We start from the raw sequence: 24,074 nt of genomic DNA, 5'->3' as shown, positions 1-24,074 counted from the left end.
GCGGAAGCGTCAGTTTAGCGTTGGGCGCTAGAACTAAACAAACTTTAGACATTCATTTTTAGAAAAATTCGGGGATGGCCTCACCAGCCATCCCTGGCTGATTTTAAAAAAAGCGGCTCTTGTCGGCCCGGAATATTTTTTCCTGAAAAAAGTACCGGAACGATTAAATTTCCCTGACTTTCATATATAATATTGGCATATACCCGGAGAATGGCTGGTGAAAATAGTGAAATTGAAATATGTAGTCTTGCTTCTTGTCCTCTTGGCCTGGCCACTCAATTATCTGTATCAGCGCCAGTTAGGGGCTATTTCTTTTTTGTTGCTGGCCATTCTTTTCCTTTTCCTTACCATAAAGGAAATATTGAAGGATAAGGAACGAAAATCCGGGAGAAAAGGGAGAGGAAATGGGACCGGTCCAGCAAATTAAACTCTGGCTAAATTAGAACTGGCTAAAACCGGAATAATTTGTTTATAATGAAGAATATGCAATTTGGAAGAATCTCTTCCTGGACCTGGTGGTTCAAATGAGAAAGGAAGTGCCAATGTTGGGTTTAGAACAATACTCAAAAGAGCAGTTAAAGGAAATGTCTTTGATTGAGATGGCCTATGAGTTGCTGAAAAGTAAAAAACAGCAAGTATTCTTTAATGAGCTGCTTGATGAAATTGCGGCCGCTGGGGATATTTCAGCAAATGAAATCAAGGCGAGGATGGCGCAATTTTACACCGATTTGAACATAGATGGGCGTTTTATCAGCCTTGGCGAAAACAAATGGGGCCTTCGTGTATGGTATCCGGTTGATACGGTTGAAGAAGAGCAGGTTGCCGCTGTTAAGCCGAAGAAGAAAAAGGCGAAGAAAGTCATTGATGAACTCGAGGATTACGAAGAGCTTGACGATGATCTCGATTACGATGATCTTGAAGAATTCGAGGAAGAGGATGTCCTTGATGACGAAGAAGATGCCTTCGACGATCTTGAAGAAGCCGAGGACTTCGAGGAAGATGATGAAGATTTTGACATTGCGGAAGATGAAGCCCTTGACGAGGACCTCGAAGATGACTTGGATGAGGATCTAGACGAGGACCTTGATGAGGACTTGGATGAGGACCTGGAGGAAAGCCTTGAGGCATTAGAGGAAGATGAGCTGAGCGATGATGAGGATGAAGAAGACCTGTAGAGGCTTGACAATCCGTGTCGCTGCCTGTAGAATCATTTTTGGGCTCCTTAAATAAGGACGGACACAATATACTATCAAGCGCTCCCTTGCCAATATGGCAGGTTGGGCGCTTTTTTATTTGCATTTCGGCTTTGGGTTTGATTGCAGTGCTCTGTTAGAATTCCCCTTAGTATGAATTAGCCGCTTGCCGCCGTACTATTTTTTTTGCGAAAAAGCAGTAAACAATCCAAGTTTGCACAAACTGTATTAGAGGGGGACTTTATTATGACAAAGTATGTTTTCGTAACGGGTGGGGTAGTATCCTCACTTGGCAAAGGGATTGTTGCAGCCTCCCTTGGCCGCCTATTGAAAAACAGGGGCTTGGAAGTGTTCATCCAAAAATTTGACCCTTACATCAACGTTGACCCGGGTACCATGAGCCCGTACCAGCACGGGGAAGTGTATGTGACCGGGGATGGAGCAGAAACTGACCTAGACCTAGGGCATTACGAGCGATTCATCGACATAAATTTGACGAAGAATAGCAACGTGACGACAGGGAAAATTTATTCAACTGTACTTAAAAAGGAACGGCGCGGAGATTATCTTGGAGGGACAGTACAGGTAATTCCACATATTACCAACGAAATCAAGGAACGCGTTTTCCGAGCTGGCCATGAATCGAATGCGGATGTGGTCATTACTGAAATCGGCGGTACGGTCGGCGATATAGAATCCCTTCCGTTCCTCGAAGCCATCCGCCAAATCAAGAGCGACATTGGCCACGAGAATGTGATGTACATCCATTGTACCCTGATTCCGTATATCAAGGCGGCTGGCGAGATGAAAACAAAGCCAACCCAGCACAGTGTAAAGGAATTGCGCAGCCTAGGTATCCAGCCGAATGTAATTGTCGTCCGTACAGAAATGCCTGTTTCACAGGATATGAAGGACAAAATCGCTCTTTTCTGCGACATTAACAAAGAAGCCGTCATTGAGTGCCGTGACGCGGAAACGCTCTATTCCGTACCACTTGCACTACAGGATCAGCATTTGGATCAAATTGTTTGTGACCATTTAAAGCTTCAATGCACTGAAGCAGATATGACAGAATGGAAAGCCCTTGTCGAAAAGGTGACTCATCTGTCAGCGAAAACTAGGATTGCGCTTGTCGGGAAATATGTTGAGCTGCAGGATGCTTATATTTCCGTTGTCGAAGCGCTCAAGCACGCGGGGTACGCATATGATGCGGACATTGATATCAAGTGGGTCAATGCTGAAGATGTGACGGAAGAGAATGTCAACGAACTACTCGGGGATGTAAACGGCATACTTGTTCCCGGTGGATTTGGGGACAGGGGTGTCGAAGGGAAAATTTCGGCCATTAAATTCGCGCGTGAAAACAAGGTGCCATTCCTCGGAATCTGCCTTGGCATGCAGCTAGCAACTATCGAATACGCCCGGAATGTCCTTGGCTTGAAGGATGCTCATTCCGCTGAAATCGATCCAGGCACAACCCATCCAATCATTGATCTTTTGCCGGAGCAGAAGGATGTTGAAGATCTTGGTGGAACACTTCGCCTTGGCCTTTATCCATGCAAACTGGTTGAGGGGACAAAAGTGTTTGATGCTTATGGCGAAAAGATTGTTTACGAACGCCACCGCCATCGGTATGAATTCAATAATCAATACCGCCAAGATATGGAAAAATCCGGATTTGTGTTTTCAGGAACTAGCCCGGACGGCCGTTTGATTGAAACAATCGAGGTGAAGGACCATCCTTGGTTCGTGGCATCCCAGTTCCATCCGGAATTCCTTTCTAGGCCGACCCGCCCACAGCCGCTTTTCCGGGAGTTCATCCATGCAACTTTAAATCAATAACCACCATGAAAAAGAGCCGTCCCTTTCATAAAGGGAGTCGGCTCTTTTTGCTTCTATTCTTCATATTCGGCTAGAATCTCATCAATTATGAACTTGATTCCATAATAGGCAAATAAACCGGCGATAGGAGCCGGAAATCCAAAGCGGCCGCCGAACTCATCCGGCAGAAGGGCTTTTTTTAGCAAAAGCCCGACATGGACATCGGCAATATTTTCAAGAGTATCGCCGTCAGATTCCTCCCGGGCGGAAGAGATGCCTGCAAATGAAATCCCTTTTTTTTGTAAAAGCTTTGCGGCCTTAAGGGCGTCAGAATCCCCTGAAAAACGTGTAACAATCAAAGCCCTGTCCGCGGCTGTGAACTCTGCTGTTTCCTCCCCGTCCCAGTTTACGGCGGAAGGAAGGGGTTCTTCGCCAAGTGTTGCCTCAAGCGCGACGGCTTCCATTTCCCTAGTCCCGTAAATAAAAATACGCCCTTCACCTGCTACGGCCTGTGCCAAAAGCCGGGCGGCATCCTCTAGATTTTCTTCCTGTTTATCGTGAATCCTGCCAAGCAGCCCTGCGAGCTGCGTGGAAAACATTTTTAACATGGCGGCCTCCACTCATCGATTTTTCTTTCATTATAGACAAATTCCGCCGTCTTGCAAAAAATGTCGTAAATTCACCGCAGAATTTTTGCAGGATATTGCGAAGAAAAGGAGAAATAGTCAAAAGGAATAACCGGGGCGGATCATGCCTGAGAAAGAAAATTAGGAGAATCGGGGCGATTGTTGAATGAGAGGGAAAATACTGATAGTTGATGACCAATTTGGTATCCGAATTCTGCTGAATGAGGTTTTTCAAAAGGAAGGATATACGACATTCCAGGCTGCAAATGGCATCCAGGCACTTGATATTGTAAAGAAGCATTCACCTGACTTGGTTTTGCTTGATATGAAAATCCCCGGGATGGACGGTATTGAAATACTAAAAAGAATGAAAATCATTGATCCAGAGATTCGGGTTATCATTATGACTGCATATGGTGAACTGGATATGATTCAGGAGGCAAAAGATCTTGGAGCAATAACCCATTTCGCAAAGCCGTTCGATATTGATGATATCCGGAATGCTGTAAAAATTTACGCGGACAGGAACCAGGGGGTTTAAAAATCAAGCTATAAAAAGTTTCAGTTTCCAGCCATGTGGTATAAAAGGAAAATGGCGGCGCTTCCATATTGGAAAATTGCTATAATCAAAGTGATTAATGGAATTTTCAGAGCCGGTCTGATATGATAACTAATGGAATTGGCTGGCGAAAGAATCTTTCAGCCAGCCAAAAATCGTTACATAATCGGCCAGCGCGAGGGGGACGTTATTATGGGAACCCTGGCTGATTTACGGCCAACATTAAGGAGGAAATACAATGCCCTTAGTTTCCATGACTGATATGCTGAACAAGGCGAAATCAGAAGGCTATGCTGTCGGCCAGTTCAATCTGAACAATCTCGAATTCACCCAAGCAATCCTTTTGGCTGCCGAAGAGGAGAAGTCTCCTGTCATCCTTGGGGTATCCGAAGGTGCCGCTCGCTATATGGGCGGGTTTAAAACTGTTGTAAAAATGGTTGAGGGCCTTATGGAGGATTATGGAATTACAGTGCCTGTCGCAATCCATCTTGACCACGGTTCAAGCTTTGACAAGTGTAAGGCAGCCATTGATGCTGGCTTTACTTCCGTCATGATCGACGCCTCACATCATCCATTTGAAGAAAACATTGAAATCACAACGAAAGTGGTTGAATATGCGCATTCAAAAGGTGTTTCGGTAGAAGCTGAGCTTGGAACAGTTGGCGGACAGGAAGATGATGTTATCGCGGATGGCGTAATTTATGCCGACCCGAAGGAATGTGAAGAACTTGCAAAACGCACAGGAATTGACTGCCTGGCTCCTGCGCTCGGTTCCGTTCACGGACCTTATAAAGGTGAACCCAATCTTGGTTTCAAGGAAATGGAGGAAATCGGCAACATTACTGGCTTGCCGCTCGTCCTGCATGGAGGAACTGGAATCCCGACGAAAGATATCCAAAAATCCATTTCGCTCGGAACTGCAAAAATAAATGTAAATACCGAAAATCAAATGGCGTCCGCCAAGGTTGTGCGTGAAGTTCTGGCTGCCAAGCCGAATGAGTACGACCCTCGCAAATATTTGGGTCCTGCCCGTGATGCGATTAAAGAGACTGTTATTGGGAAAATGCGTGAATTCGGTTCATCAGGAAAAGCTTAATGCCCCATGGCGGAATCCGCCGATTTATACGGCTGAGGCCATATAAAGATTGAGGAACCGCCCCTGGATCAGAGGGCGGTTTCAGTTCATTTGTTTCCGGTTCGGATAAAATAAACCCAATTAAACACCAGGAGGTTGACTATGAAGTTTTTTATCGATACAGCCAATATGGAAGAAATCAGAGAAGCGTACGCCCTTGGCGTATTAGCAGGAGTTACAACAAACCCTACCCTTGTCGCCAAGGAAAAGGGAGTATCCTTTGAAGATCGCTTGAAGGAAATAACGAATCTTGTATCCGGCTCTGTTAGCGCCGAGGTCATTGCACTTGATGCGGAAGGCATGATTAAAGAGGGCAAGGAGCTGGCGAAAATCGCTCCAAATATCACAATTAAGGTGCCAATGACCCCTGAGGGACTGAAGGCTGTCCATGCTTTTTCCAAGGAAGGCATTAAAACGAATGTGACACTCATTTTTAATGCGAATCAGGCGTTGCTTGCTGCCCGCGCAGGTGCTAGCTATGTATCGCCATTCCTCGGAAGGCTAGATGATATAGGCCAAAACGGGTTGGATCTTATTTCGACGATTGCTGACATTTTCGCTGTCCATGGCATTGAAACGGAAATTATCGCTGCATCCATCAGGCATCCAATGCATGTGACCGAAGCAGCATTACGTGGGGCGGATATCGCTACAATCCCGTATAAAGTCCTTATGCAGCTTTTCAACCACCCGTTGACAGATAAAGGAATCGAGGCATTCCTAAAAGACTGGAATTCCCGCTAAGCGGCGAATTCTGATTACCTAAATGGAAAACGCTTACTATTTTTGAACTTTTTTAGTTATCGATACATGAAAAGGGAATTTTCGTGTAAACTAGAAGGTAAGACAAACTGCCGGATTATGCCTAATGATAGTGGAAAATAATACCTTAAGCCTCGGCCGGCAGCAAAGCTATCGGCCGAACAGCTGTGATCGATGGCTGGAAAGGGAGTCGGAAATGGAAAAGCTTAAAATTGCCGGTGGCTACCCCCTTAAAGGGACTGTCCGGGTAAGTGGGGCCAAAAACAGCGCGGTCGCATTAATCCCAGCCACAATACTTGCGGATTCTCCTGTTACTATCGAGGGGCTGCCCGATATATCGGATGTTGAAATCCTCAAAGGGCTTCTGGAAGAAATCGGTGGGCAGGTAAAGCTGTCTGACAATGAAATGACGGTTAATCCTTCCGGCATGATTTCCATGCCGCTGCCAAATGGGAAAGTGAAAAAGCTGCGGGCGTCTTATTACCTGATGGGAGCCATGCTTGGCCGGTTCAAGAAAGCAGTAATCGGGCTTCCGGGTGGATGCCATCTTGGACCAAGGCCAATCGACCAACACATTAAAGGTTTTGAGGCGCTCGGGGCAAGTGTTACGAACGAACAGGGAGCCATTTACCTGAGGGCGGAAGAATTAAGAGGCGCGCGGATTTACCTCGATGTTGTCAGTGTCGGAGCGACCATCAATATTATGCTCGCTGCTGTCCGCGCAAAAGGCCGGACCGTAATCGAAAATGCGGCCAAGGAACCTGAAATCATCGATGTGGCGACGCTGCTGACCAACATGGGTGCCCGTATAAAGGGTGCTGGAACTGACGTCATCCGTATTGACGGCGTGGACAGCCTTCATGGTTGCCGGCACACCATCATCCCGGACCGGATTGAAGCAGGGACATATATCATTCTTGGTGCCGCAATGGGGGATGGGGTCCTTGTCGATAATGTTATTCCCCAGCACCTTGAGTCCCTGATTGCGAAGCTGAGTGAAATGGGAGTGTACGTCGAAGCCGGCGATGACCAGATATTTGTGCGGAGTGCATCCAGGCTGAAGGCGGTTGATATTAAGACGCTAGTGTACCCAGGGTTTCCAACAGACCTTCAACAGCCGTTTACGTCCCTTTTGACAAGGGCAGAAGGTTCAAGCATGGTAACGGATACGATTTACGGTGCCCGTTTCAAGCATATCGACGAACTAAGGCGAATGAATGCGAACATCAAGGTTGAAGGGCGGTCTGCCATCGTTTCCGGTCCTATCCAGCTTCAAGGGGCAAAGGTCAAGGCAAGCGACCTCCGCGCGGGCGCGGCGCTCGTCATTGCCGGGTTGATGGCTGAAGGAATTACCGAAGTAACTGGCCTTGAGCATATTGACAGGGGGTACAGCAACCTTGTTGAAAAGCTGAACGGACTTGGAGCAACGGTCTGGCGGGAAGCGATGACCGAAGAGGAAGTCGAGCAGCTTAAAAATACGTAACATCGCCATGAAGGCGCCAGCCATACACCAGGCAGCGCCTTTTAAAGCTGCTTTCTGCTATACTTGGGATTAACAAGCTTTAATAGAACTGACGAACGATGGGGGAAAAACCGATGGAAAGAAGCTTAACGATGGAACTGGTCCGCGTAACAGAGGGGGCTGCCCTTGCTTCCGCACGGTGGATGGGCCGCGGGAAAAAGGATGAAGCGGATGATGCTGCCACTTCGGCCATGAGGGATGTATTTGATACAGTACCGATGAAGGGCACGGTTGTTATTGGAGAAGGGGAAATGGACGAAGCGCCCATGCTCTATATCGGTGAAAAGCTTGGCACTGGCTATGGGCCCAGGGTTGACGTCGCGGTTGACCCCCTTGAAGGTACGAACATTGTTGCTTCCGGGGGCTGGAACGCGCTGGCCGTATTGGCGGTTGCCGACCATGGGAACCTTCTCCATGCCCCGGATATGTATATGGATAAAATCGCGGTTGGTCCTGAGGCCGTCGGGCAAATTGATCTAAATGCCTCTGTCCTTGATAATCTCAAGGCTGTTGCCAGGGCAAAAAACAAGGATATAGAGGATGTCGTCGCCACTGTCCTGAACCGGGAGCGCCACGCGGGCATCATCGCCCAGCTTCGTGAAGCAGGCGCAAGGATCAAGCTTATCAATGATGGTGATGTGGCAGGCGCAATCAACACCGCGTTTGATTTTACCGGCGTCGATATTTTGTTCGGATCGGGAGGAGCCCCAGAAGGTGTCCTGGCTGCCGTAGCTTTGAAATGCCTCGGGGGGGAACTAATCGGGAAACTTGATCCCCAAAATGATGCAGAAATTGAACGATGCAGGAAAATGGGCCTTGATGTCAATAAAGTGCTCCGGATGGAAGACCTCGTCAAGGGAGATGACGCCATTTTTGCCGCAACAGGGGTAACAGATGGCGAACTTTTGAAGGGAGTCCAATTTAAGGGCACCTATGGATCTACCCACTCGGTCGTCATGCGGGCAAAATCAGGAACTGTCCGGTTTATTGAAGGGCGGCACAGCCTTCATAAAAAACCAAACCTAGTAATACGTTAACCTTTAACTGTTTTAGAGGTAATGAACTCCTCACATATCTTGGCCGGCCTCTGAATTTTAAGGAGGGGCCATTAAACCAGTTAAGAATGGGGCCATTGGATCCAGGCCCCGGCTTGGCTTGGGCGCGTTCTCGGCCGAAGAAACCCAATTTGCAAAAACTATGGTTATTTTTTGGAATAACGGGTAAAATAGAAATTGTTTTGTAAGCATCTGCTAATCTTCCAATTAAACTTCCAGAACCCTTCAAGAGCAATCAATTCCTCTCTGCATGAAACGTGGCATTTCAACCTTATTCGATTGAACGTTATGCCTGTTTTTCAACCGTTTTCATTTAAAAAAACGAGAGCATCCCCATGGATGCAGCAAAGAGAAGAACCAAATAAGTAAAGCGTGGTGTCCAAATGGAATTAACAATCACAAGCCTCGAAAATATGAAGCTTAAGGAATTGTATGAGCTAGCCAGGGAATATAAAGTTTCCTACTACAGTAAATTGACAAAGAAAGAACTCATTTTCTCCATCCTAAAAGCGCGTGCTGAACAGCAGGGCTATTTCTTCATGGAAGGTGTTCTGGAAATCATCCAGTCGGAGGGCTTTGGATTCCTCCGCCCAATCAATTATTCTCCGAGCTCCGAGGATATTTATATTTCGGCATCGCAAATCCGCCGATTTGATCTTAGGAATGGCGATAAAGTTTCAGGCAAGGTAAGGCCTCCAAAGGAGAGTGAGCGCTACTACGGCCTCCTTCATGTTGAGGCTGTCAATGGCGAAAACCCAGAGTCGGCAAAGGAACGTGTCCACTTCCCGGCGCTTACCGCCTTATACCCTGACAGGCAAATTAAGCTCGAGACGACTCCGAAACATCTTTCTACACGAATTATGGATTTAATTGCCCCGGTTGGCTTCGGGCAGCGCGGACTGATCGTCGCCCCGCCAAAAGCCGGTAAAACTATGCTGTTAAAAGAAATTGCCAACAGTATTACGACCAATCACCCGGAAGCAGAACTGATTGTCCTTTTGATCGACGAGCGGCCGGAAGAAGTGACCGACATTGAACGTTCTGTTGTGGGGGATGTTGTCAGCTCGACTTTCGATGAAGTGCCGGAAAACCATATTAAGGTTGCGGAGCTTGTCCTCGAACGCGCTATGCGCCTTGTCGAACATAAGAAGGATGTCATTATCCTGATGGATAGTATTACAAGGCTTGCGAGAGCGTACAACCTGGTGATTCCGCCAAGCGGACGAACCCTGTCCGGGGGGATTGACCCGGCAGCTTTCCACCGTCCGAAACGATTCTTTGGGGCGGCGCGGAATATCGAAGAAGGCGGGAGCCTGACCATCCTTGCGACTGCCTTGGTTGACACAGGCTCGCGGATGGACGATGTCATTTACGAGGAATTTAAAGGGACAGGAAACATGGAACTTCATCTCGACCGTTCCCTTGCCGAAAGAAGGATTTTCCCTGCTCTCGATATCCGGCGGTCAGGAACAAGGAAGGAAGAACTGCTGCTTCCAAAAGACCAGCTTGACAAGCTGTGGGCAATCAGGAAATCAATGTCTGACAGCCCCGACTTTGCCGAACGCTTCCTGAAAAAATTGAGGCAGACAAAGTCGAATGAAGAATTCTTCGCTCAGGTAGGAGAAGAAATGAAAGCAAGCACAGCAAGAAAACAACAGTAAATTTGGCGGTGCAATTCCACTATAAATTCCTATCGTTTTCTTGAAAATCCCATCTTGCAAAAGCTGAACAGGCTTGCTATAATGATAACAGTGTTTTTTTACCACTACGGGGCTAATATGCACCCGGGTCTATAACTCTGTTTCGGAATGATTCAGGGCGGAAGGAGATGAAAAGAATGAAGGCAGGAATTCATCCAAATTATAAAACAGTAATGGTGACTTGCGCTTGCGGCAACCAGTTTGAAACCGGATCAGTGAAAAACGAAATTCGCGTTGAAACTTGCTCCGAGTGCCATCCATTCTATACAGGACGTCAAAAATTTGCTGAAGCTGGCGGTCGTGTTGACCGTTTCAACAAGAAATACGGCATCAAGCAACAGCAATAATCGAAAAACTGTTCAAAAAACAGGCAAGAATCAACATCGCTTGCCTGTTTTTTTTACTTTTTCTAACGGGAAATTCATCGAACTTTGGCGGAATGACGGTTTCAGGCCGTCAGTTTGGGTAAAAGCAACAGTAGTTAGGGCGCTTATGCCGGTGACGCGTGAAAATGAAGAACGAAATACATAATAACTTTAACAGGGTATGCACGGAAGGAGAGGCAGCAGTATGTACGTTATGAAACAAAGCGGCTGGATCGAGGTTATTTGTGGCAGCATGTTTTCAGGGAAATCGGAGGAATTGATCCGGAGAGTCCGCCGGGCGCAATTCGCCAAGCAAAAAATTGCTGTTTTCAAGCCAAAAATAGATAACCGCTACAGTGATGAATCCGTTGTTTCGCATAATGGAACATCCTTTTTTGCCATGCCAATCTCACATTCCACTGAAATTTTTGACCATATTGACGTTGAAGTCGATGTCATTGCAATCGATGAAGTCCAATTTTTTGACAATGATGTTGTCAATGTCGTCCAGCATCTTGCCAACAGTGGTTTCAGGGTCATTGCCGCTGGTCTTGACCAGGATTTTCGCGGCGAGCCTTTTGGTAAAATGCCCGACCTAATGGCAGTTGCCGAACTTGTTACTAAACTGCAGGCCGTATGCGCCGTTTGCGGTTCCCCCGCGAGCAGAACGCAGCGCCTTATTGACGGCCGCCCGGCATCCTATGATGATCCAATTATTCTTGTCGGCGCATCCGAAGCATATGAGCCTCGCTGCAGGCACCACCATGAAGTTCCAAACTCCGTGGCCGATGTTGAAATGGCCATCCATAAAACAAAAGCTTTATAATAAAAAGAGGCTGTCCATTGCTGGACGAGCCTCTTTTTTAACAGGAAATGTAGCGCTATCCATGTTATAAAAAATCAGGACTTTTATTCTTCCGGTGATGGTTTCCAATCGGTAATTCCATCTGTTTCCAATATTCCAATTGTTACATCGCTAATATCCGGGTCGGCTAGCAGCCTGTCCCTTATCCTGAATTTAATGTCATCCGCCACTGCGAGGCTTAACCCTCTTCGCAGCTCAATATAGCCTTCTACATGGTATTGCCGGCCTTCCTGGATAATCCGTAATTTATTAATGTCGTCCACGTCGGGATCCGAGAAAATAGTTTTGGCGATCCTATCCTCGATAACCCTTGGCGCCGCAACGCCAATTAGTCCCACTGTATTTTCATAGCCAATTTTTATGGCTATGCCAAATAGCATAAATCCGATCAAAAGCGTTCCCACTCCGTCGAGGAAATAGAGTCCTGTCGTATTTGCCAGGACAATGGCGAGCAGGGCAAGAGCCGCTCCAAAGGTCGCGATGATATCTTCATAAAAAACGAGCCTTGTCGGGGGAGAGGCAAGCTTTACATTTTTGAAAGCGGCTGGAATAATCGCCAACCCTTTTGCATTGCTTCGTGTTTCATGGACAATTTCCCTCATTGCCTTAACCAGCACAGCTCCGTCTAGCCCGACTGCTGCGAGTAAAATTAGTACATTCAGCAAAATTTTATCCGGTTTTTTCGGGTTTTGTATTAGTTCCAAGCCTTTATGCACCGTTTCGTAGGACATAATCGAGATGACCACGACCGCAATTAGCACGAACAGATTAACGACTCGCCCAAATCCTGTCGGGAACCTTCTTGTCGGTGCTTTCTCTGCCAGGGCGCTCCCGATGAATACAAAGGCCTGGTTTGTTGAATCGGCCACAGAGTGCAGGGTCGTTGCAAACATAGTTCCGCTCCCGCTTAAAAAGGCGGCAATTCCTTTTATTACAGCAAGTATCGCATTTGCAAGCGCGGCGATTCCGGAGGATTTGTTCCCTTTTTTCAACAGTGCTACAAACGTCACGAGACTCATCCTTTCCAGTTTCTTTGTAAAAAAATACCCTTCTCACCAGGATTTAACCCTGAATAAACTAAAAAGAAAATAAAATGCCGCATGCATGAATGGTTTGGAAAACGGAGGATAGTGTTGCATTGATAGCGGCTTTGACGGAGATTTCCGGCTGTATTATAATAAAGTGATGATGGAAGGGATGCTATACTTCCATGTAAAAGGATTTTCATCATTCAGGGTGAAAAACTGCCCATCATGGTTGGTTGTCCGTGTGGAATGAAGATTAAAAGATTTGGACTAATAACTGAGGTGAATAGTGTGTTTGATCGTCTTCAGGCTGTTGAGGACCGTTATGAAAAGCTGAATGAGCTTTTAAGCGATCCAGCCATAATAAATGATTCAAAAAAGCTCCGCGAGTACTCTAAGGAGCAATCAGATATACAGGAAACTGTCATGGTTTACCGTGAGTATAAGGAAACGAAAGAGCAGTTAGAAGATGCCAAGGCTATGCTTGATGAAAAGCTTGATGCGGATATGCGCGATATGGTGAAGGAGGAAGTGAATGAGCTTTCCTCCCAAATCGAGGAGCTTGAAGAAAAGCTGAAGATCCTGCTTATTCCGAAAGACCCGAACGATGACAAGAACGTAATTTTTGAAATCCGCGGGGCAGCCGGAGGGGATGAAGCAGCTCTCTTTGCCGGGGATCTTTACCGAATGTACAGCCGCTATGCAGAAGCCCAGGGCTGGAAGACTGAAGTCATGGATGCGAGCCCGACCGGACTTGGCGGTTTCAAGGAAATTATTTTTATGATAAACGGTACCGGCGCGTATTCAAGACTGAAATTCGAAAATGGAGCGCACCGTGTCCAGCGCGTACCAGAGACTGAATCAGGCGGTAGGATCCATACCTCGACCGCGACTGTCGCATGCCTTCCGGAAGCAGAGGAAGTCGAGGTTGAAATCCACGACAAAGATATCAGGTTCGACACCTTCGCTTCAAGCGGCGCCGGCGGACAATCCGTTAACACGACTATGTCAGCCGTCCGTCTTACCCATATTCCTACTGGAATAACTGTTTCAATGCAGGATGAAAAATCCCAGCATAAAAACAGGGATAAGGCGATGAAAATTCTCCGTGCACGCGTGTACGACAAGTTCCAGCAGGAGGCGCAGGCTGAGTACGATCAAGTGCGCAAATCCGCGGTTGGGACCGGCGACCGTTCCGAGCGGATCCGTACCTACAATTTCCCGCAAAACCGGGTTACCGATCACCGAATCGGCCTCACCATCCAGAAGCTTGACCAGATTCTTGAAGGCAAGCTTGGTGAAATCATTGATGCATTGATTATGGAAGACCAGTCCGCAAAGCTGGAACGTGCCTCTGATGAGTAAGAAGGTATATGAAGCCCTGAACTGGGCTTCTTCTTTTTTAAAAGAAGCAGGTCGGGAGGAATTTGCCGGGGAGGTATTGTTGAGGTACGTTCTTGGAATCGACCGGACGAGGCTGTTTACGGTTATAAGGGATGAAATTTCTTCAGGCCATCTTAAACAGTTCGAGGAAGCCGTCCGGAAGCATGCTACCGGAAAGCCAGTTCAGTATATTATTGGCCAGGAAGAATTTTATGGCAGGCCATTTTTGGTGAATGAAGAAGTGCTGATACCGCGGCCCGAGACCGAAGAACTTGTCGAAGGCGCGCTTAAAAGAATTAAGGCAATGTTCGGCGACGCGGGTGATTTGGAGCTCGCCGATATAGGGACAGGCAGCGGGGCTATTGCGATTACAATGAAACTTGAAGAGCCGGGGCTTTCTGTGACAGCGACGGATATCGCTGCGGGCTCCCTTCTTGTAGCTGAGGAAAACGCCCACCGCCTTGGAGCGGATGTGGGATTTGTCCGGGGCGACCTTTTGAAGCCGTTTATTCAAGCGGGGGCCCGTTTCGATATTGTTTTGTCAAATCCTCCTTATATTCCAGATGGTGACGAGGCGTGGATGTCGGATGTCGTAACAGGGCATGAGCCGCATAGGGCCTTGTTCGCGGGCAGTGACGGCCTTGATTTTTATAGGAGATTCATGGAGGAGTTGCCAGCTGTCCTGAATAGCCGGGCGCTTGTCGGATTTGAAATAGGTGCTGGCCAGGGGGCTGCGGTTGCTTCTTTATGTAAAAAAACCTTCCCAACCGCAAATGTGGAAGTCATCAATGATATAAACGGAAAAGACCGCATCGTATTCATCGAGCGGACTTGAAGTGAATCTTCCATCACTTCCCGTTTAAGGACGGGAAAAGGGGGGAAATCGAATGAAAATCCGGAGAGCGGCGGTTGGTGATGGTGCCCCACTGGCGGCACTGATCAAACATGTCGAAGCGACATCGGAATTCATGATGTATGGGGCAGGGGAAAGGAATTTAACAGCGGATCAGCAGGAAGCCATGATTCGAAAAATGGCAGGTGACTCCAATTCCGCGATGTTTGTTGCGGAAAAGGACGGGGAATTAATCGGATACCTATTTGCTATTGGTGGAGGAGCTCCGCGTAAGAGGCATTGCGCCTATCTAGTAGTGGGCATTGCGGAAGGGCAACGGGGCAGCGGAGCCGGAACCGGCCTGTTTAAGGAACTTTTGAAGTGGACTTCCCAAGCTGGTATCCACCGGCTTGAGCTGACGGTGATGGTCCACAACGAAGCCGCTATTGGCCTCTACAGGAAAATGGGTTTTGAAATTGAGGGAACGAAGAACCACTCCCTATTCATCAATGGCTCTTATATTGACGAGTATCATATGTATAAACTGTTATAGGTAATGTTCCATCAGCGGGGTATTCCGATGGTGGTTAGCCCTTTTACGGACAGTTGCCCATTAGGGCTTACTGTCCCTTAAGAGTGGGATAAAGTGAATCTTCCATCAGTGGTGGTTTTCCACTGATGGTTTAGATGAACCAATCGGACCTTTAGGGACAGTTGCCCATTAGGGCTTACTGTCCCTTAAGAGTGGGACAAAACATTTTGGTAATGTGTTTAACTGTCTCGGAAAGAGGGTAAATAGAGCAGTCGGCATTTTTACTCGCGGGGGGAGACATAATGGAAAATGCCATTGTCGGCATCTTTGATAGTATCCAAGAGCTTAAGTCGGCCGTAGAAGAACTTAGAAACAGAGGCTGCAGTTCGGAGGATATGACGCTCGTTGTAAAAGAGGAAACGAGTATTGAGGGAGAGGTAGATATTCCGGTTATCCAGGTAACGGATGGCGAATTGCTCTGGGACATCATACAGGAGTATGTCCTTAACGATGAGGCAGATCCTGTCATGCTAGCACAGATGAAATCAACTGTCCTTACTGAAGGAAAGTATGTCCTTTTAATGGAAAAGTGCCGCAGCCATGCGATGTTGCCGGTATAATCATAGTGATAATTGTTTAACCCGGCAGAGGCCGGGTTTTTTATATTTCGCGAATCTTTTTCGACAATAACCTTAAATAATGAAACCGGAAGAGCAGAAGTGTTTTAAATAAAAGTTTCTCCTAGTTTATGATTCTTCCATTTTGGCCAGACTGTTGATAGTGAAGGACGGTGGGGGAAATGAATCATAAATTAATCGTTTGGCTGTACTTGGCGGTCTTATCAATTGGAACAATCGTAAATCTATATGCACCGCAAATTCAAGCAGCCAGCAAAGAGGAAATAATTATTCCGGGTGAAGCCATCCGGCTAAGAATCCTGGCGAATAGCGACACAGAAGCGGACCAGGAATTAAAGCGCAAAGTACGCGATGAGGTCAACGAGAAAATAACGGAGTGGGTTGGCGAATTGACGAGCTTGGATGAGGCAAGGGATGTCATCAAGGGGCATCTTCCGGAAATTGAAGCGATTGCCAGGGAAGTAATTGATGAAAATGGGTTTACCCAAAGTGCCAAAGCTGAGTTCGGTATCGTAAACTTTCCGACAAAGCTTTACGGACAGTTCCTTTATCCAGCTGGTAAGTACGAGGCAATCCTGATTACACTTGGTGAAGGAAAGGGTGCCAATTGGTGGTGTGTATTGTATCCCCCTCTCTGCTTTCTTGATTTCTCAAGCGGGACAGCTGTGAGGTCACCTGGGTTTGAGGATACGCAGAAGGATGCAAGTGACCTAGAAAAAAGGGAAAATAAAGAGTTGAAAAGCGCAGAAACCGTTATTGAGGCAGGGCAAAAAGAAGCTGAAAAACCTGTAAAAAATAATGATAAATATTCGACTGGAAAAGTTTCAACAGAAGAGAATAAGGACAAAACTAACGGCAGTCAAAAGGAGCAGTTAGCCGAAAAGAACGAGCTTCTGGGGACTAATTTCACAAGTGAAGAAAACTCCGAAAATAATTATACTAAAAAAGTTTTTGTTTCAGAAGACGAACAACCGGTAAAGGTAAAGTTTTTTGTTGTGGAATTATGGGAGAAACTCATGAATTAAAGCCTGCTATGCGGGCTTTTTTACTATAAAAAAATTTGTAACTTCCTAAGTCAAACTTAAAAAGGCTGAAATTAAATTCCCACTTCAGTATTTTTCTTCCTGCATTATCTCTTTTCATTTACAAGTAAATAACAATCGCTTATATAGTGTTTTTAAAATGGAGAAGCGGTTAAAGAAGGAGTGTGCAACACAAAATCTTCGAAGGAGTGATCTTAACGATGGCTAGAAATAACAACGGAAAGATGTCTCGAGAAGAAGCAGGACGTATGGGTGGAGAAGCAACAAGCAGAAAACACGATAAAGATTTTTACCAGGAAATCGGCCGTAAAGGCGGGGAAGCAACAGCTGGATCACACGACAAGGATTTCTACCAGGAAATTGGGCGCAAAGGCGGGGAAGCAACAGCTGAGTCCCATAATAAAGAATTCTACCAGGAAATCGGCCGCAAAGGCGGAGAAACGACTGCTGAGTCCCACGGAAAAGATTTCTATCAGGAAATTGGCCGTAAAGGCGGGGAAGCTACCAGCAATAACCATGACCGCAATTTCTATGAAGAAATCGGCGAAAAAGGTGGGAAAGCCCGTTGGGACAATAACAACAAATAAAAGTTCTGTATTAAAAGGTGCCCAAGCGGTTGGTTGGGCGCCTTTTTCAACGTTCAACAGAAACTTATAAATTTCTCGATCTTGATGAATGACAAAATTTCGCGAAATCAAAAAAAGATGGTCACTCAAATCCTGTTGAGTGACATAGTAGGGGCAAAATTTGAAAAGGAAGTCACTCAAATTCGGATGAGTGGCATTGATTGGGCAAAATTTGAAAAGGAAGTCACTCAAATCCTGTTGAGTGACATTGATTGGTCAAAATCAGAAAAGGAAGTCACTCAAATCCTGTTGAGTGACATTGATTGGGGAAAATCCGACAAGGAAGTCACTCAAATCCTGTTGAGTGACATTGATTGGGGAAAATCCGACAAGGAAGTCACTCAAATCCTGTTGAGTGACATTGATTGGTAAAAATAAGAAAAGGAAGTCACTAAAATCCTGTTGAGTGACATTTATTGGTCATAATCAGAAAAGGAAGTCACTCAAATCCTGTTGAGTGACATTGATTGGGGAAAATCCGAAAAGGAAGTCACTCAAATCCTGTTGAGTGACATTGAATGGGCAAAATAAGAAAAGGAAGTCACTCAAATCCAGATGAGTGACATTATCCGGTCAAAATCATAAAAGGGTTGCCACTCAAATCGGTTTGAATGATAGAGTTCTTCTTCAGCCCAAGAGGATGCTTTACAAAAAACTTTTTTAGGTAGCCGGATTGTTTTTAATAGTTAGAAAACGAGTCCGAAGTGGCCCCGCGTTTGGAAACAGAACTAAATCAACGCGAGAATTCCCATCACAAAATACACATTTCTTTTTTCATACTTATCCAGGCTTCGGCGCTTTTCATTTGTTCGTGATAGTTCTATTCTTTTTCCCTCCTACATAGTCATAGAGTAGATTACTAGAACAGGAGTGGGAGAGATGGAATTGTCATTGAAAAGCGGCACACGGGAGGATCTTGCAAGGATCATTGGTTTTTTGGAAAAGGCGGGCTTGGGGACGGCCGGTATTGACGAGGAAACAGCAGAGCAATTCCTTATCGCTGAAAATGATGGTGAAATAAAGGCAAGCCTTGGCATTCTGCTATTTGGTGATTTCGGGCTTCTTCGGTCGCTTGCACTTTCGGAAGGGCTTGGGGGACAGAAATTGTTCATGCTTTTTGAGCAAATGCTTCTTTTGGCAAAACAGAAAGGATTAAAAGCAGTTTATCTCGCGACAAATAAGAGGGCAGCAATTCCTTTCTTTGAAATGGCTGGCTTCAGCATGATTGTAAAAAGCGAACTTCCAGAGGCATTTTTCCGCTCTGCCCATGTTATGGAGATACTAAATGTGGAAAACTCGGTTTTTATGGAATTCCGATTCTAAAATGTGGATATATCCACAAAGTTATCCACCATTTCAATAGGATTATCCACAAATTGTGGATAATGCCTTGTGTTTACCTATCTCTTCTTTTATACTTTCAAGGAAAAAGAAACCGAAAAGTGCCTTTTTACCTTGTGTTTTGAGATAAATGGCTTAAATGAATAAAGGTGAAGAAAAGATGGAAACAAAACGTTGGACAGTGGATAACGCTGTGGAAAAGTTAATAAATAATCCACAAATTAAACAGGCCGCCCAGCTTCTGGCGGAAAATGAAGTGGTCGCATTTCCGACGGAAACCGTATATGGGCTTGGCGGGAATGCCGAGAATGATGGGGCAGTTGCAAAAATATTTCTGGCCAAAGGAAGGCCGTCCGATAATCCACTCATTATTCATATTGCTGAAAGAGAAAAGATGGCAAGTTTTGTAGAGGAAATTCCTCGCGTAGCAGACAGGCTGATGGATGCGTTTTGGCCTGGCCCGTTAACGCTTATTTTAAAAAAGAAAAAAAGGGCCTTGTCAGAAAAAGCCACTGCGGGGCTTGAGACTGTAGGGGTCAGGATGCCTGACCATCCTGTCGCACTTGCAATTCTTAAGGAATGCGGGCTTCCGATAGCTGCGCCTAGTGCTAACAGTTCCGGAAAACCGAGCCCGACAACAGCCGCCCATGTAGCCGCTGACTTGAGCGGGAAAATTGCCGGAATTGTCGATGGGGGGCCAACGGGGGTTGGCGTGGAGTCGACCGTCCTTGACTGTACTAGCGAGGTTCCGACGATCCTGCGCCCGGGGGGAATTACAAGGGAGCAGCTTGAAGCGGTAATCGGCAACGTCGAGGTGGATCCCGCTCTTTCGGGGGAGGATGCAAAACCGAAGGCGCCAGGCATGAAATACAGGCATTATGCCCCCGAAGCTCCACTTTATTTGGTTGCAGGTAGCCGTGAATACTTGCAACAGCTTGCAACACAGCAAATGGAAGAGGGTAAACGGGTAGGCATCTTGGCGACTGAGGAAAGTGCACGCTTCTACAAGGCGGATGTTGTCATTGCCTGCGGGAAGCGGAATAGCCTCGACACGGTCGCTGCAACGCTTTATGATACACTTCGCCTGTTCAATGAGTCCCCAGCCGATATGATTTTTAGCGAAATGTTCCCTGAAGTAGGTGTTGGCCATGCGATTATGAACCGGTTGATGAAAGCTGCCGGGAACAAGGTCATTTTCGAACACGATAAACGATAAGGGCCTTCCGCCTGATTCAAATGAAAAGTGCCGAATTTAAATAAAGTACGCACTTGGAGGAACGCACCAGGAAAGAGCCATAGCGCCTCGGCCGGGCTGTCCACAATCCGTTGTTCACCCCTTCTAAACATACCTGGACGTGCATATGATGAACTAGCATGTCCGGGGAGCTGGTCACAATGTCGATGATGGTTGGAGAGTTGGCAACACTGTTGCTGATGGCGTTTGCACTTGGAATGGATGCATTTTCCGTGGGCCTGGGAATGGGAATGTACAGGCTCCGGCTACGGCAGATTTTTAAAATCGGCATTACCATTGGCATTTTTCACGTTTGGATGCCGTTGGTCGGGATGATTGCCGGCAGATTCCTGTCCGAGCAGTTTGGGGCATTCGCATCCCTGATTGGCGGCTTGCTGCTTGTCCTGCTTGGAATCCAGATGATTTGGGCGGGGCTCAAAAAGGATCAGGAAAGCGTAATTACACCGCTTGGTTTTGGGCTTTTATTTTTTGCGCTAAGTGTCAGCCTTGATAGCTTTTCAGTTGGTTTGACACTGGGGATTTACGGAGCGAGGACCATGGCGGCCATTCTTTGTTTCGGACTGGCGGCAACCATATTAACCTGGGCTGGACTACTGGCGGGAAGAAAGGTCCAAGGGTGGCTTGGATCATACAGCGAATTCCTTGGCGGTGTGATTTTGCTGGCATTCGGCCTGAAACTGCTGCTGCCAATATGAAGAAGCATGGAACGGCTCTCCAGAAGGGGGCCGTTTTTAATTTTGACATAAAGCTTATGAAGAATCGGGCGCCCCGAATTGGCAGATTGGAAAATAGCGCAAACGGGCTATATAATGAAGGGAAAGGAGGCCCGAACATGCATCGAGTTTTGTTTGTTTGTACTGGGAATACATGCAGGAGCCCAATGGCCGAAGCAATTTTAAAAAGCAAACAGCTTCCCGGGGTTGAGGTGAGGTCTGCCGGGGTTTTCGCTGTCAACGGGGCGGCCGCATCACCGAATTCCATCCTCGTAATGGATGAGAACCGGATTAGCCATTCGCATCAATCAAGGAGTCTTGAAAAGGAAGACATAGAGTGGGCAACTGTCATCCTTGCCATGACTATTACCCATAAACAAGCGATTATCGGCAGGTTTCCAGAGGCTTTTGGTAAAACCTATACGCTAAAGGAGTTTGCGGAAGTGGAAGGCTATCCAGATGTCGGCGACCCTTTTGGAGGCGATGCTGATGTTTACCGGGACACCTTCTCGGAGCTTGGCAGGCTCATAGAAAAAGCAGCCAAAAAGCTCAAGGAACCTGAAAAAAGGGAATAATTGATCTATAGTCTTTTTTACTTTAGGAGGAAACAATCATGAAAGTAGCACTCGCATCAGATCACGGGGGAATCAACATCCGCAAGGAAATAGCAACTCTCCTTGATGAAATGAACATTGAATATGAGGATTTCGGCTGTGAATGCAGCACGTCCGTCGATTATCCCGATTATGCTTTGCCGGTGGCTGAAAAAGTAGCGTCCGGGGAGTTCGACAGGGGCATCCTTATATGCGGAACCGGAATTGGTATGAGCATCGCCGCAAATAAAGTAAAGGGAATCCGATGCGCTCTCGTCCATGATACCTTCAGTGCCAGAGCGACTCGTGAACATAACGACTCAAACATGCTTGCCATGGGCGAACGCGTCATCGGACCTGGCCTCGCGCGGGATATTGCGGAAATCTGGCTTTCGACTGAGTTTACTGGGGGACGCCATGCAGGCCGTGTTGGCAAAATAAAAGAATATGAGGAAAAACACCTGTAAACCATCGAGTAGTTCCGAAGGGTTTATTTGCGGGTTGACGGAGATAGTGCCCCGCGGCCGTTTTGAGGACGGCGCGGGGCTTCATTGTTCCATCGCAGATTTACGAGGAGGGATGATTATGGAAAAGGAAATTGGAACGTGGGAGAAGGAATTCAGCGAAATCCTCGACGGATTCCTGGAAAAGGTGGAGTTGAAACCGGGAAGCCTGTTTATCGTAGGCTGCAGTACAAGCGAGGTGGCCGGGAAGCATATTGGTACCGCGGGAACAGTGGAAGTCGCTGAAATGCTTTATCGGCAGTTGGACAAGTTCCGTGAGCGGACAGGTGCCGAACTTGCCTTCCAATGCTGCGAACATTTGAATAGGGCTTTGGTTATTAGCAGAAATGCCGCGGAGCAAAGGAGGCTTGAGGAAGTTTCCGTTATTCCTGTCCGGACGGCCGGCGGGGCGATGGCCACGTACGCTTTTGAAAAAATTGACGATGCCGTAGTGGTGGAATCGGTCAAAGCGGATGCGGGAATCGATATTGGCGATACGCTGATTGGCATGCACCTGAAAGCGGTTGCTGTCCCGGTCAGGGTTGGCCGGCGGGCGGTCGGGCATGCGAATGTCGTGCTTGCAAAAACGAGACCGAAACTGATTGGCGGACCGCGGGCCATTTACGAACGGACTTCAGGAAATCTTTCCTGTACGTGAGTATCTTTTTCGCCAATAAACTGCTAAAATAGTATCGAATTTTCAAAATAAATAGAAACGCGACTTCTAAGGGGGATTAATTAATGGAGCACTTGGCAAAGCGGGACCAACAGGTATTTGAATCGATTCAGCAGGAATTGCAAAGGCAGCGTACAAAAATTGAGTTGATCGCTTCAGAGAATTTTGTCAGTGAGGCTGTAATGGAAGCGCAGGGGTCAGTTCTGACCAATAAATATGCGGAGGGATACCCGCATAGGCGCTATTACGGCGGCTGTGAATACGTCGATGTTGTCGAGGACCTTGCCCGGGACCGCGCCAAAGAAATATTTGGCGCCGAGCATGCGAATGTCCAACCCCATTCAGGAGCGCAGGCGAATATGGCCGTTTATTTTACCGTGCTTGAGCAAGGTGATACCGTCCTAGGAATGAACCTATCTCACGGTGGCCATTTGACACATGGCAGCCCGGTCAATTTTAGCGGCGTCCAATATAATTTTGTTGAGTACGGCGTTGATGAAGAATCCCATCGAATCAATTATGAAGATGTCCGAACAAAAGCGCTTGAACACAAGCCGAAACTGATTGTTGCCGGCGCGAGCGCATACCCCCGGGAAATAGATTTTAAGAAATTTCGTGAAATAGCAGATGAGGTTGGAGCTTACCTGATGGTGGATATGGCCCATATTGCCGGCCTTGTTGCGGCTGGGCTGCATATGAATCCAGTGCCTTACGCTGATTTTGTCACATCCACAACGCATAAAACACTCCGCGGCCCGCGTGGCGGATTAATTCTCTGCCGTGAGGAGTTTGCGAAGAAAATCGATAAATCCGTATTCCCTGGCATTCAGGGCGGCCCGCTCATGCATGTAATCGCGGCCAAGGCGGTTGCATTCGGTGAAATTCTTAACAATGGGTTCAAGGAGTATGCAGGAAGTGTGATTTCCAATGCCAAGGCGCTTGCCAAAGCACTTCAGGAAGAAGGGATCACACTAGTATCCGGCGGAACGGACAACCATTTGATTTTGGTCGATTTGCGCAACCTTGGCCTGACAGGCAAGGTTGGGGAAAAAGTGCTTGATGAAATCGGCATCACTGTCAATAAAAACACGATTCCATTTGATCCTGAAAGCCCGTTTGTAACAAGCGGTATCCGAATTGGTACGGCTGCTGTCACCACCCGTGGCTTTGGGGAAGAAGAGATGAAGGAAATCGCCTCAATCATGGCTTTCACCTTGAAGAACCATGAGGATGAAGCCAAGCTTGCTGATGCGAAGGCGCGCGTTGACGCCCTCACTTCCAAGTTCACCCTATACCCTGAATATTAATAGG

The 24,074-nt window shown here is 47.0% G+C and carries 27 protein-coding genes; 25 read left to right on the top strand and 2 right to left on the bottom strand.

Annotation, left to right across the window (positions count from 1 at the left end):
- Positions 1–210: 210 nt before the first annotated feature.
- The 3 genes from RB160_RS12100 (at position 211) to RB160_RS12090 (ending at position 3,035) form a co-directional block, all read left to right on the top strand.
- Positions 211–372, top strand: a complete 162-nt coding sequence (locus tag RB160_RS12100) for a hypothetical protein (protein ID WP_316570605.1) — start codon at positions 211–213, stop codon at positions 370–372.
- Between the two features lie 170 nt (positions 373–542).
- A complete protein-coding gene (gene rpoE / locus RB160_RS12095; protein WP_316570604.1) occupies positions 543–1,175 on the top strand; it encodes a DNA-directed RNA polymerase subunit delta in 633 nt (210 codons plus the stop codon).
- Positions 1,176–1,439: 264 nt separating this feature from the next.
- Complete coding sequence (locus tag RB160_RS12090; RefSeq protein ID WP_316570603.1) at positions 1,440–3,035, top strand: CTP synthase; 1,596 nt, start codon at positions 1,440–1,442, stop codon at positions 3,033–3,035.
- A 53-nt stretch (positions 3,036–3,088) separates the two neighbouring features.
- Here RB160_RS12090 and RB160_RS12085 read toward each other — a convergent pair whose 3' ends face one another.
- Positions 3,089–3,622 carry a DUF2529 domain-containing protein gene (locus tag RB160_RS12085; protein WP_316570602.1) on the bottom strand — a complete coding sequence of 178 codons (534 nt, stop codon included), beginning with the start codon at positions 3,620–3,622 and terminating at the stop codon, positions 3,089–3,091.
- Positions 3,623–3,806: 184 nt separating this feature from the next.
- Here RB160_RS12085 and RB160_RS12080 point away from each other — a divergent pair, with 184 nt between their 5' ends.
- The 8 genes from RB160_RS12080 (at position 3,807) to RB160_RS12045 (ending at position 11,564) form a co-directional block, all read left to right on the top strand.
- Entirely contained in the window at positions 3,807–4,181 is a 375-nt protein-coding gene (locus RB160_RS12080) for a response regulator (protein ID WP_316570601.1), read from the top strand.
- 256 nt (positions 4,182–4,437) lie between these two features.
- Positions 4,438–5,295 (top strand): class II fructose-bisphosphate aldolase, encoded by an 858-nt coding sequence (locus RB160_RS12075; RefSeq protein WP_316570599.1) that lies wholly within the window; start codon positions 4,438–4,440, stop codon positions 5,293–5,295.
- Positions 5,296–5,436: 141 nt separating this feature from the next.
- The gene (fsa, locus tag RB160_RS12070; protein WP_316570598.1) at positions 5,437–6,078 is read left to right on the top strand and encodes a fructose-6-phosphate aldolase; all 642 of its coding nucleotides are present in this window, start codon (positions 5,437–5,439) and stop codon (positions 6,076–6,078) included.
- A gap of 214 nt (positions 6,079–6,292) precedes the next feature.
- On the top strand, positions 6,293–7,579 hold the full coding sequence (locus tag RB160_RS12065; protein ID WP_316570596.1) for a UDP-N-acetylglucosamine 1-carboxyvinyltransferase: 1,287 nt from the start codon (positions 6,293–6,295) through the stop codon (positions 7,577–7,579).
- Positions 7,580–7,692: 113 nt separating this feature from the next.
- Positions 7,693–8,655: a class II fructose-bisphosphatase gene (gene glpX / locus RB160_RS12060; RefSeq protein ID WP_316570595.1), complete on the top strand. Its 963-nt coding sequence runs from the start codon at positions 7,693–7,695 to the stop codon at positions 8,653–8,655.
- Positions 8,656–9,056: 401 nt separating this feature from the next.
- On the top strand, positions 9,057–10,334 hold the full coding sequence (gene rho / locus RB160_RS12055) for a transcription termination factor Rho (protein ID WP_316570594.1): 1,278 nt from the start codon (positions 9,057–9,059) through the stop codon (positions 10,332–10,334).
- A 176-nt stretch (positions 10,335–10,510) separates the two neighbouring features.
- Positions 10,511–10,720 (top strand): 50S ribosomal protein L31, encoded by a 210-nt coding sequence (gene rpmE, locus RB160_RS12050; protein WP_316570593.1) that lies wholly within the window; start codon positions 10,511–10,513, stop codon positions 10,718–10,720.
- A gap of 223 nt (positions 10,721–10,943) precedes the next feature.
- The gene (locus RB160_RS12045) at positions 10,944–11,564 is read left to right on the top strand and encodes a thymidine kinase (RefSeq protein ID WP_316570592.1); all 621 of its coding nucleotides are present in this window, start codon (positions 10,944–10,946) and stop codon (positions 11,562–11,564) included.
- Positions 11,565–11,647: 83 nt separating this feature from the next.
- Here RB160_RS12045 and RB160_RS12040 read toward each other — a convergent pair whose 3' ends face one another.
- Entirely contained in the window at positions 11,648–12,622 is a 975-nt protein-coding gene (locus RB160_RS12040) for a cation diffusion facilitator family transporter (protein ID WP_316570591.1), read from the bottom strand.
- Positions 12,623–12,919: 297 nt separating this feature from the next.
- Between RB160_RS12040 and prfA the strand changes: the two genes are divergently transcribed.
- The 14 genes from prfA to glyA all read left to right on the top strand — a co-directional run bounded on the left by prfA (position 12,920) and on the right by glyA (position 24,070).
- Positions 12,920–13,993, top strand: coding sequence for a peptide chain release factor 1 (gene prfA / locus RB160_RS12035; protein ID WP_316570590.1), 1,074 nt, complete (start codon positions 12,920–12,922; stop codon positions 13,991–13,993).
- Entirely contained in the window at positions 13,986–14,846 is an 861-nt protein-coding gene (gene prmC / locus RB160_RS12030; protein WP_316570589.1) for a peptide chain release factor N(5)-glutamine methyltransferase, read from the top strand. Before prfA ends, prmC begins: the two co-directional genes overlap by 8 nt.
- 52 nt (positions 14,847–14,898) lie before the next feature.
- Complete coding sequence (locus RB160_RS12025) at positions 14,899–15,396, top strand: GNAT family N-acetyltransferase (protein ID WP_316570587.1); 498 nt, start codon at positions 14,899–14,901, stop codon at positions 15,394–15,396.
- 281 nt (positions 15,397–15,677) lie between these two features.
- Complete coding sequence (locus RB160_RS12020; protein ID WP_316570586.1) at positions 15,678–15,995, top strand: general stress protein; 318 nt, start codon at positions 15,678–15,680, stop codon at positions 15,993–15,995.
- Between the two features lie 179 nt (positions 15,996–16,174).
- Positions 16,175–17,038 carry a stage II sporulation protein R gene (gene spoIIR, locus RB160_RS12015; RefSeq protein WP_316570585.1) on the top strand — a complete coding sequence of 288 codons (864 nt, stop codon included), beginning with the start codon at positions 16,175–16,177 and terminating at the stop codon, positions 17,036–17,038.
- Positions 17,039–17,256: 218 nt separating this feature from the next.
- On the top strand, positions 17,257–17,643 hold the full coding sequence (locus RB160_RS12010) for a KGG domain-containing protein (protein WP_316570584.1): 387 nt from the start codon (positions 17,257–17,259) through the stop codon (positions 17,641–17,643).
- A 33-nt stretch (positions 17,644–17,676) separates the two neighbouring features.
- A complete protein-coding gene (locus tag RB160_RS12005; protein ID WP_316570583.1) occupies positions 17,677–18,054 on the top strand; it encodes a hypothetical protein in 378 nt (125 codons plus the stop codon).
- Positions 18,055–18,561: 507 nt separating this feature from the next.
- Positions 18,562–19,005: a GNAT family N-acetyltransferase gene (locus tag RB160_RS12000; RefSeq protein WP_316570582.1), complete on the top strand. Its 444-nt coding sequence runs from the start codon at positions 18,562–18,564 to the stop codon at positions 19,003–19,005.
- A gap of 178 nt (positions 19,006–19,183) precedes the next feature.
- Positions 19,184–20,239, top strand: a complete 1,056-nt coding sequence (locus RB160_RS11995; protein ID WP_316570581.1) for an L-threonylcarbamoyladenylate synthase — start codon at positions 19,184–19,186, stop codon at positions 20,237–20,239.
- 179 nt (positions 20,240–20,418) lie between these two features.
- On the top strand, positions 20,419–20,973 hold the full coding sequence (locus RB160_RS11990) for a manganese efflux pump MntP (protein ID WP_316570580.1): 555 nt from the start codon (positions 20,419–20,421) through the stop codon (positions 20,971–20,973).
- Between the two features lie 137 nt (positions 20,974–21,110).
- Positions 21,111–21,566: a low molecular weight protein arginine phosphatase gene (locus tag RB160_RS11985; RefSeq protein ID WP_316570578.1), complete on the top strand. Its 456-nt coding sequence runs from the start codon at positions 21,111–21,113 to the stop codon at positions 21,564–21,566.
- A gap of 38 nt (positions 21,567–21,604) precedes the next feature.
- A complete protein-coding gene (gene rpiB / locus RB160_RS11980) occupies positions 21,605–22,051 on the top strand; it encodes a ribose 5-phosphate isomerase B (RefSeq protein ID WP_316570576.1) in 447 nt (148 codons plus the stop codon).
- 118 nt (positions 22,052–22,169) lie between these two features.
- Positions 22,170–22,745, top strand: coding sequence for a TIGR01440 family protein (locus RB160_RS11975; protein WP_316570574.1), 576 nt, complete (start codon positions 22,170–22,172; stop codon positions 22,743–22,745).
- Between the two features lie 83 nt (positions 22,746–22,828).
- A complete protein-coding gene (glyA, locus tag RB160_RS11970) occupies positions 22,829–24,070 on the top strand; it encodes a serine hydroxymethyltransferase (RefSeq protein ID WP_316570573.1) in 1,242 nt (413 codons plus the stop codon).
- Positions 24,071–24,074 lie beyond the last annotated feature (4 nt).

This window comes from Neobacillus sp. YIM B06451, from assembly GCF_032667185.1.
Taxonomy (GTDB): domain Bacteria; phylum Bacillota; class Bacilli; order Bacillales; family Cytobacillaceae; genus Bacillus_D.
This window is presented reverse-complemented; position numbering and strand designations above follow the sequence as displayed.